The sequence below is a fragment of the Caballeronia arationis genome, from assembly GCF_001544975.2.
In the GTDB taxonomy this organism is placed as follows: Bacteria; Pseudomonadota; Gammaproteobacteria; order Burkholderiales; family Burkholderiaceae; genus Caballeronia; species Caballeronia arationis.
Genome location: NZ_FCOG02000205.1, coordinates 1 through 7,519 on the forward strand (window position 1 = coordinate 1; position 7,519 = coordinate 7,519).

Consider the following 7,519-nt stretch of genomic DNA (forward strand, 5'->3'; position numbering starts at 1 on the left):
ACGAAGTCACTAAGATGTATCGGCTCTTCCGGCAAAACGAATAGGACTATCTTTACAATTGTGGGTAATCCTGAGGTGGTACGTGCAGGGCGTCGACTTTGACGCGGCCAAACGGCAGCTCACGATTGCCGTGGACTTTGTTGCCGGCAGCCGCTTCGCCTACCCCGGCGTCGCCGGCGAGCACCCGGTGCACGACACGCAAATCAAGCGGCTGCGGCACCTGAACTTCTTTCAGCACGAATGCTATCTCGAGGTCCGGGTGCCGCGCGTGCGCTTGCCGGACGGCGCGGTGCGGTTGGCAGAACCCGACTGGATGGGCAAGCTGGATGGATTTGCGCTGCTGTTTGAAGCGCTCGTGCTGACGCTGTGCCGGGAGATGACATTTGCGGCGGTAGCCCGTCTGGTGAACCTGTCGTGGTATCGCGTGAAGGCCATCTGTGATCGTTACGTGGACCTGGCCGCGTCCGCGACTGACTTGTCCAAAGTCACCGCGGTGGCCATTGACGAAACTTCGTGCCGACGTGGCCACGACTATGTCTCGCTGGTCGCCGACATGGACGGCAGGCGCGTGGTCTTCGTCACGCCGGGCAAGGATGCAGGCGTTGTCGAACGCTTTGCCAATCACCTGGAGGAACACAACGCAACGCCTGCGCAGATCAAATCGGTCAGCATCGACATGTCGCCCGCCTTCATCAGAGGCGTGGACGAGCATCTGCCCGATGCGCGCGTCACGTTCGACAAATTTCATGTGGTGGCGCACGCGTCCAAAGCGCTCGATGGTGTGCGCCGCGAACATCAGAAGACCGATCCCGCACTGAAGGGCATGCGCTGGTCGTTGCTCAAGGATGCTGACAAGCTCAACCTCGCGCAACTGACCGATCTCGAGGCGCTGATCAGCCAGTACACCACGAACCGCACCGCCCGTGCCTGGATGTACCGCGAGCAGCTGCGCGAGATTCTCGATCGCAAGCAGATCCATGTGCTCTCTAAGATGCTGCGCCGGTGGTGCACCGGCGTCATGCGTTCCAAGGTCGAACCGATGAAGGACGTCGCACGCATGATCCTTCGTCATTTCGACCGCATCGTCGCCTGGGCCCAGACGCGCCAGACCAACGGCTTCATTGAATCCATCAACGGCCTGTTTCAAGCTGCCAAGCGCAAGGCCCGGGGATACGTCAGCTTCAAAACCATGCGAACCGTGCTGTTCCTCATCGCCGGAAAGCTCGACTTCTCGGCCTTCAACCAACATGCCTCGTAAGCCGCATCACCCACTCCACTTTTGAAATAGCCTCTTTAACGATCCCCGGTGGTTTCCCAGCAACAGAGATGTCAACATGATCTAGGCCTTCGACGCACAGCCGCCGACGGTGCTCGAGGAATGTTGCGGCCGACGTATGCCGGTCGCATCGGGCAGCACGCGGCCAGTTTGAGACATTCGACGCGGCTCCAGAGATCGTTGACAATCGCCAAACGTAGTTAGAAACGCCCCGTCGTATCCTAAATTCCTGCGTACAAACCGTACTGTCCAAATCTAACGCTGAAGCGCATGCTAGGCAATTCCACCGGGGGGCTCGGTCACGGGACGGTCGCCCTGTCCAACATGCCCTCAGTGATCGGAGCGCGAAATGGCAGACGCACCAAACGACAAATCAGTTCTACCACCCGAACCAAAGCCATCGCCAATTCTGCCGCTCGCAACGGTGCTGCCAGCGGTCAACTCGCTCGTCTCGACTCTAGCGTGGCCTGTATTTGCTGTGTGGGTCATATTGTTCGTTGCCAACCATCATACGGCCCTTGTCTGTGACATCGCGCGGTTAAGTCCGTACATCCAGACTGGCGAAATTTATGCTGGCCCGTTCTCGATGTCCGTGCAGACGGCACAGAGTATTGCGAACGCGCTGTCCGCACCGGCAGAGGGTGACTTGACCCCAGCGCCCCCAGAAGCTGCCCAAAAACTCGCCACACAGGCGGTACATAGTTTGGACGCTTCTGGTATTGCCGCTGCCTCGACGGCCTTGCGCATGCTCTGGGTCGATCCGAATCCCGGAAACAACATCAACCTGCAGGTCGCCTTCCAGAAGCTCGGGTTTGTCGTCGTCAAGATCCAAAACGATAACGTCATATCGGAAGCATTTAGGCTGGCACAGTCCTTCGATGTGGTCATCACCAACATGCAGCGGGGTCAGGAGGGCGACGCCGGCCTCAACACGATCAAGGTGGTTCAGAGCATCCAGCCCGGCATCCCTGTCATCGTCTATTCGGCGGGGTGGGCCCAAACTAACTTGGGCAGGGAAAAGACGTATGGCGTCAGTCTCATCTCGAACCGCACGGACCTGGTCTTTCAGAAGGTCGTGGACATTGCGCAAGCGCTGATCAAACCTGCCCCTCGCTCCCCGGCCGCTACGGTCCTTGGCTCTCCCAGTCTCAACCATTTAGGCTGACGCGGGTTGAGACCAGCGCTGGAGTAAGTGCAAAACCACCAGCACATCTGATTCTCCTTACAGGCCTGTCGGAGAACGCCAGGCCTTTCGTTACCGTCCAATGCCGTGCCGAACGACCGCTGTGAAAAGCGCTGTTCGACCGCTTAGGATCGGGTGCGCCCCGTCGCGACGAGCCGCAAGCCGCCAAGGCTGGGACGTGCAATGACCTGGCAGTAGACGGGGGTGCTGGCGTTGCCTGATGCTCCGCGAGCCAGCGCCTCAGACAGTCATGCCGAAGCCCAGAATGCGAATTAAGTTCCGGAATTTCTCTTCGTTTTCAAGCCGGACCACCAGTTGTCGATCGCCGGCGCGTATACACAAACCGGCCGTTTCTCTATGCGTGGCGATCATGGCGGCGATTTCCGCATTCTCACAATCGATCAGCAATGCGGTGCCCGAGATTTTCAGCGCCTTGCCCTGTTTCTCCGTGGCCTTGATGAAGGACTCCACCGTTTCTGGCAGGGGCTGGTCTTCCCGGCTCTGCAGAAACGCTCGAAATTCGGCAATGTCGCACCCTTTTTCAATCGCTCCAACCGCCTTTTGGCGGTCCAGCCGCCAACTTTTATCCGTTGCCTCTACGGCCCAGGTATCCAGCGTTAGCGATTCTTCCGTCGACGGGCTTCCGCCGACGACATTTACCTGCAGACTGGGCAAGACAGAAAGCCTGACGCTCGGCTGGATCGGAGTGGGCGTGTAATCTTCAACCGATCCGAGGCACCAGGCACCCAGCGGTGTCACGCGGAAGTAGATCAGGCCGTCGTAGCGGCTTAGGAATTCCAGATCGTCCGTCCCCCACAGGTCGCCAAAGTCGTTACGCGCTTCAGTCGGTTCGATGAAGGCGACATCAATGATGCCGAGGGCGGCGGCGTATTCGAACAGGACGCAGAGCAGATAGCGGAACTGCAGAATCTCCCAACTATGATGGAAGCCGTTATTGCCGAGGCTGCCATATTGCGCGTCGCTGATGTAAAGCTTCCAAGGGTTGTGCGTCACGTCAAACGTGTGACCGGTCGCCTGCATGAACCGGGAAAAGTCATCGACGTCGATCCACGCTCCAACCGGACAGAGCCGCAGTATTCCATTAATAGCGGCGCGACGGGGCGCCAGGGCAGTCATGACGCGACCTTTCGATTTCTGCCCCTTGATGACGTCAACGCGGCTGAACTCGTCAAACAGACTGGATTTGAGCCACTTGTTCCAGATCGTGCCCAAGACGCTGGCTTGGGAGGAAGCCAAAGCTTTCCGTCCCGCTGTGCTCAACGCCAGTTTGCTGCCGTTCCGTTGCGCCAGTCCGGCAGCCTGAAGCATGAGCGGCCACGAGAACGCCTTGATCGGGCCGATTTCCTGATCCCATTGATCCTGCCTAGGTTTGTGGGCATAAAAATCGCCGCCAGCGAGGTTCTCCGTCAACAGGCGCAGCGTGGCTGCGCCGGGCAGCGATGTCTTGTCGCTGACCTGGATCTTGCCCTGATCCGTCAGACGCAGCAGAACCGACAGATCCACCAGGGCATCGCGCTCGGTGTGTCGCATCGTCAGCCGGTTTTCGCCGATCTCCTCCGGAAGCGTTTCGATTGTGCTCAGCCTGACGGGCTCAGGTTCGGGCACGAAGGCTTTTAGTCGCTCTCGCAGATCATCGGGCAGGCTGTAACACCCATCCTGGTGATACAAAAAGAGGCCCAATGCCGTCGGCGGTCCATAATACGAATAGCTGCGGCCACTCTCCTTGACCGTGAAATCGGGCAACCGTCCGTATTTCGCCCGGAACCGGTTTCCATCAAAGAGACCGTCCAGGGCGTATGCGGTCTCCGCCACCGCCATACGCTGGATGTCGTCCAGACGATCCCAGAGTGCTCGCAGTCCGTCCCCGGCGAGACTTCGCAGGATCGCCCCGACCAGCAGGTCTTTCCTGCCGGTGGGGGAGGCGTCAGGGAGCCAGCGCATCAGCGATTTCAACTGGTCGACGGTGAGGCGGGGGAGCACTTCGTTCAACGTGTTCATCAGCAAAATTGGTGTGTCTGTCAGGGAAGATGACCCGCATTATCTTCGACATCTACGGCTCGTTCGCCTTGTTACAAGGTAGGATGCCAATCCTGTCAGAATTTCAATAGCGATACGACAAGCCGCGCCTCATTCATGTCAGCAAGTCCACCTAACGCCGCGCCCAGGCCCGAACCGGATCGCCTCGCTGGACTCGTAGAGCGCGTCACGTTCCACAACGCTGATAGCGGCTTCTGCGTCCTGCGGCTGAAGGTCAAGGGCGAGCGTGAACTCATCACCCTGGTCGGGCACACTCCGACCGTAGCGCCAGGGGAGTACGCCTCAGCGTCGGGTACGTGGGTCACGGATCGCGAGCACGGCAGACAGTTCAAGGCGGTCTTCGTCAGGATTTCGCCACCGAACACGCTGAATGGCATCGAGCGCTACCTCGGCTCCGGGATGGTCAAGGGTATCGGTCCGGTATACGCCGGTCGGCTGGTCAGGGCCTTCGGTGCCGCCGTGTTCGACATCATTGAGCAGACACCTGAGCGGCTTCGGGAGGTCGAGGGGATTGGTGCGATACGTGCCCAAAAGATCACCTCGGGCTGGGCCGATCAGAAGATCATCCGCGAGATCATGGTCTTCCTGCATGGCAATGGCGTTTCGACGTCTCGCGCCGTGCGCATTTTCAAAACCTATGGCCAGGACGCCATCGCTATCGTCACGGAAAATCCTTACCGGTTGGCCCGGGACATTCGTGGCATCGGGTTCCTGTCGGCCGATACCATCGCGCAGAAGATCGGTATCGCACATGACTCCCCGCTGCGTGCGCGGGCCGGCGTCTCCTACGCGTTGTCAGAAGCAGCCGGAGAAGGCCACTGCGGCTTGCCGCGGAGCCAGCTTGTGTCGCTTGCCGTGAAGCTGCTTGAAATCCCGCAACCCATCATCGAGGATGCGATCGACCAGGAACTGGCAGAGGAAGTCGTGATCGCCGATACCGTTGACGGCGTTCCGAGCGTTTTCCTCGCGCCGCTGTACAACGCCGAGCGTTCCATCGTCTCGCAGGTGCAGCGCCTGAAGTCTGCATCGCCGCCATGGACCGCACTTGACGCCGACAAGGCAATTCCGTGGGTTGAACAGAAGCTCGCGATCCAGCTTGCCGATAGCCAGAAGCAGGCTATCCGTCTGGCTCTCTCGTCAAAGCTGCTGGTCATCACGGGCGGGCCTGGCGTCGGGAAGACGACACTGGTCAATTCGATACTGACGATCCTGCGTGCAAAACAGGTGAAGGCGTTGTTGTGCGCGCCAACCGGACGGGCGGCCAAGCGGTTGTCGGAATCGACCGGGCTCGAAGCCAAGACGATCCACCGGCTGCTTGAAGTGAATCCAGCCAATGGGCAATTCAAGCGCAACGAGGAATCGCCGCTCGAATGTGATCTGCTGGTGGCCGACGAGTGCTCGATGGTTGACGTGCCGCTGGCGAACCAGTTGCTGAAGGCGGTGGCGAGCGCCACCGCGGTGATCTTCGTCGGGGACGTGGATCAGCTGCCGTCCGTTGGCCCTGGACAGGTTCTCGCGGATCTGATCGAGTCGGGCGCGGTGCCTGTCGTGCGCCTCACCGAGGTGTTCAGGCAGGCCGCCACTTCGCGCATCGTCCGGAGCGCCCACCAGATCAATCAGGGTCTGTTTCCGTCCCTACCGGAAAAAGGCGAAGAGTCGGATTTCTATTTCGTGTCCGCTGATGAACCCGAAGCGATTGCCCAAACCGTCGTAGACCTGGTCAAGACCCGGCTACCCAGAAAATTCCAGCTGGATCCCGTGCGCGATATTCAGGTGCTGTGCCCGATGAACCGCAGTCTGACCGGTGCTCGCGGCATCAACCAGATGTTGCAGGAGGCGCTGAACCCGCCGGGCGAACACAGTATCGAGAAGTTTGGCTATCGCTTCAGCGTAGCCGATAAGGTCATGCAGATCGAGAACAACTACGACAAGAACGTCTATAACGGCGACATCGGATTTGTGACCCACATCGACGCTGAAGAGCAGGAGCTCACAGCGACCTTTGATGAGCACATCGTAACCTACGCATTTGGCGAACTGGATGAGCTGGTGCTGTGTTACGCGACGACCATCCACAAATCCCAGGGATCGGAATATCCGGTTGTGGTGATTCCCGTCTCGATGCAGCACTACATGATGCTCAAGCGGAACCTGATCTACACCGGCATCACGCGAGGCAAGCGCCTCGTTGTACTGGTCGGGCAAAAGCGTGCACTGGCGATTGCGGTCAAGGGCAAGCAAACCGAACGTCGCTGGTCGAAACTCGCAGAATGGTTATCTCCCTGATCCGCGCGTGTCAATGCAAACGCTGCCTAAGGCCGTCTTCGGCCAGTTGGGGCGGCACACCCGCTTCCTTCTCCAGGCGAAGCGGTGACTCGCGTGGCCTGCACTGTCACGCCATGCGCAGATCCATTTAGAACGGCCTTTCATCTCCGTTCTGCGACGCCCCCGCGGCCATCGACGTCTGTCGGTATCCATCGCACAGCACAAGACGAAATCAACCGCGAAATACGAATACCCCGGGATGGCGACAGACCATTATGCGGCGTCCCTGCGTAGCGCGCTGATAAAATCCTGCTCAGAAGGATCACCCTCCAAGGTCAGGACAGTCATGGATTATCGCGTCAGCTACGAACACAGCCTGAAGAATGCGCCGGACGAATTTATCGTCCACGTCCCATCGCAGCTCGTGGAAGATGTACCGGCTAATGTGCCGCGCGCGCTCCTGCCTGAATACATCACCGACCTGATCCTAAAGCGCTCGCCGCATATCGGGAAAATCCGGTATCTGCGGATTCTCTGACGAAGACATTCAGCTAATGTCTAACGAGGCTCCGCCTCAGACCGACGAGTTGTACGGGTGACTGCGGAGCGCTGGCGGTGTAAGGTGGCTCCGGTCGAGCCGGCTGGGACGTGCCCAGCGATGTACGAGCTCGAAGCTCAATGGGTCCGAAGACCCGTGGACGACCGGAGCCAATCATGACGTTATCACAGAGTGTGTG

At 59.2% G+C, this 7,519-nt stretch carries 5 protein-coding genes; 4 read left to right on the forward strand and 1 reads right to left on the reverse strand.

Going from position 1 to position 7,519, the window contains the following annotated elements; genetic code table 11:
• The first annotated feature begins 40 nt into the window (after positions 1 to 40).
• Positions 41 to 1,258 carry an ISL3 family transposase gene (locus tag AWB81_RS38895; protein ID WP_087135505.1) on the forward strand — a complete coding sequence of 406 codons (1,218 nt, stop codon included), beginning with the start codon at positions 41 to 43 and terminating at the stop codon, positions 1,256 to 1,258.
• Between the two features lie 367 nt (positions 1,259 to 1,625).
• Positions 1,626 to 2,441, forward strand: a complete 816-nt coding sequence (locus tag AWB81_RS38900) for a hypothetical protein (protein WP_144444318.1) — start codon at positions 1,626 to 1,628, stop codon at positions 2,439 to 2,441.
• 258 nt (positions 2,442 to 2,699) lie between these two features.
• On the opposite strand, the gene AWB81_RS38905 is transcribed toward AWB81_RS38900, so the two are convergent.
• Positions 2,700 to 4,478: a hypothetical protein gene (locus AWB81_RS38905; RefSeq protein ID WP_062643509.1), complete on the reverse strand. Its 1,779-nt coding sequence runs from the start codon at positions 4,476 to 4,478 to the stop codon at positions 2,700 to 2,702.
• 135 nt (positions 4,479 to 4,613) lie between these two features.
• On the opposite strand from AWB81_RS38905, the gene recD2 reads away from it, so the two are divergent.
• Together recD2 and AWB81_RS38915 are read left to right on the forward strand one after the other, a co-directional pair.
• Positions 4,614 to 6,803 (forward strand): SF1B family DNA helicase RecD2, encoded by a 2,190-nt coding sequence (recD2, locus tag AWB81_RS38910; RefSeq protein WP_062643511.1) that lies wholly within the window; start codon positions 4,614 to 4,616, stop codon positions 6,801 to 6,803.
• Between the two features lie 325 nt (positions 6,804 to 7,128).
• Positions 7,129 to 7,320: a hypothetical protein gene (locus AWB81_RS38915; protein WP_062643514.1), complete on the forward strand. Its 192-nt coding sequence runs from the start codon at positions 7,129 to 7,131 to the stop codon at positions 7,318 to 7,320.
• The last annotated feature ends 199 nt before the right edge of the window (positions 7,321 to 7,519 follow it).

Coding starts and splice junctions, on each gene's coding strand:
- AWB81_RS38900 (WP_144444318.1), top strand. CDS start 1,626: ATGGCAGACGCACCAAACGACAAATCAGTTCTACCACCCGAACCAAAG.
- AWB81_RS38905 (WP_062643509.1), bottom strand. CDS start 4,478: ATGAACACGTTGAACGAAGTGCTCCCCCGCCTCACCGTCGACCAGTTG.
- recD2 (WP_062643511.1), top strand. CDS start 4,614: ATGTCAGCAAGTCCACCTAACGCCGCGCCCAGGCCCGAACCGGATCGC.
- AWB81_RS38915 (WP_062643514.1), top strand. CDS start 7,129: ATGGATTATCGCGTCAGCTACGAACACAGCCTGAAGAATGCGCCGGAC.